The sequence below is a fragment of the Streptomyces sp. NPDC037288 genome (assembly GCF_055603265.1).
In genome coordinates, this window is record NZ_JBVJVY010000141.1 from 1 (window position 1) to 1910 (window position 1910).

Here is a 1910-nt window from a genome sequence, read left to right on the forward strand (position 1 = left end):
CCGTGGGCAGCGCCGCCGCAGGACTGCTCACCCTCGGCGCCGGCTACTACCTCCGCCGCCGCAAGACCACCGGAGCCGCCATCTAAGAAACCCACCAGCCTCTCTCACTCAACTGTGAACGGTCCCCTCCCCGCATCCACGGGGAGGGGACCGTTCACTTTGGCACCGCGGGACATCAACAATCCCGCACTGACGTTGCGTAGTTGCAAGTAGCGGGCCGCAGGCCCGTCCAACTGGTCTTTTCACAGCGGTTGCAAGGCATGCGGGCCTGACTGGTTACCTTCCAGGCGCCCTCTGCACGAATGGATTGGCGGCGGCCTTGCCGCTGCCCGCTGTTGTTTGGATCACAGCCTTCTGGCGTCGTCCAGGTCTCCCTGGATCCGGAGGCCCAGATAATGTAGTAGATCCGGGAATGTGAAGTCTGGACACAGGCTTCTCCACAGTTATAGGTGATGTGCATATAGCGCAGCGCGGTCTGGACAGCAAGACTGGAGCGCAATCAGGAACCGGATTTCCTTGTGCCCATTTCCCAGTCAGGGGATCGCGTGGAGCGTTCGTCCGTCGCTGGGTGTCACTCGGTAGGAATCGAGAAGCGTGAGAATCGTACTGGCAGGTTGTCGCCTGCTGTTTGCGCATTCTGTTGCGAGTGCGGCGTCCGGGTGGCTCTGTGTCGGGTGAGCTGTCGGCCGCAGTCTCCAGCCGCATATACGGTCTGCGTGAGCAATGGCTGAATTCCATGGCGCGTGCTGTGGTGGGGCAAGGGTATGGAGCGCCGCGAGAGTGCGACGGAGCCCGTCGACCAGTGTGTTAATGGCACTCTGTGTCAATTCCCGGTCGAGGGCAGTATAGAGAGCCCTCGGACAGGTGGGATCAGAAGCTTCGCGTATCAACTGCATGACGCGAGCGCAGCAGCAGGAAGGGAAAGAAGATGACAGGCGAGGGCAAGAGGCACGGCCGGCATCGCTTGGAGAAGCAGGCCAGCAAGGCAAAGACGTACAAGCGTGTTCTCTCCGCGACGACCGCCACCTTGGCCGTAACTGGAGCTTTCCAAATAGCGAACGCCACCACCAGTTCGGCGGCTGTCACCCCGTGGCTGTACCGTATGCAGCCCTCGGGAACGCGGCAGGCGCCCGTCATTCACTACACCATCGGGTGGAGCGCCGACCGCACGACAAGGAGCGCGATTGAGCGGGCCGTAGGGATCTGGAATACCAAACTCGGTGGTAATGGCTTACTCAGGCCGGCCGGGCCCAGGGACACTCCCACTTTGTTCTTCGGCCGAAGAAATCTGGGGGGGAATCGTCTGGGCTTGGCTCAACTGAACGAGTGCTATGAAACCGGATGCAGGCACGGTGATATTGGGCTTGACTATTCCTTATTCGACGGCAGGACGCTCGCCGGAAATTCCCCACGGTTTTCCAAGCAAATCAGTGTAGCTGTACACGAAATTGGTCATGCTCTTGGATTGTGGCACTCAAGCGGCGGGAACATGTACAACCCGGGTGATCCCGACGAAGTTATGAGGCCTTATATCGGCGACGGTGCTCCACAGTTACCTAGCCGTGCGGAGATCGCTACAGTATGGCGGCGGTACTACCCGCAGTCTCCGCTTCCGGACAACAGGGGTAACCATCCTGTTCCGAACAGGAATCCGCAGCCTAGGCAGCCTCAGCAACCGCAATACCGGCGCACACAGTTCTACGGGCAGGCCCCGGACGGGTCCTGGCACAGCTTCACGGCTGGATCCTCCACACGGGGCTACACCCACCTCGTGGGCCACGGCTTGGACCGGAACGGCATCTGGCAAGAGATTCGAGACCCCAAGAGCTACCTGCGCAACGTCGGGCACGATCCGAAGGCCAGGGCCGAAGCGCAAAACACCGATGAGCAGGCCAAGCGCGGCGAGCAGG

1 protein-coding gene is annotated in these 1910 nt (G+C 60.9%); it reads right to left on the minus strand.

All coding sequences use genetic code 11. The features are described from left to right. Positions 1–870: 870 nt before the first annotated feature. On the minus strand, positions 871–1086 hold the full coding sequence (locus tag ACZ7GZ_RS42320) for a hypothetical protein (RefSeq protein ID WP_471033097.1): 216 nt from the start codon (positions 1084–1086) through the stop codon (positions 871–873). Between the last annotated feature and the right edge of the window lie 824 nt (positions 1087–1910).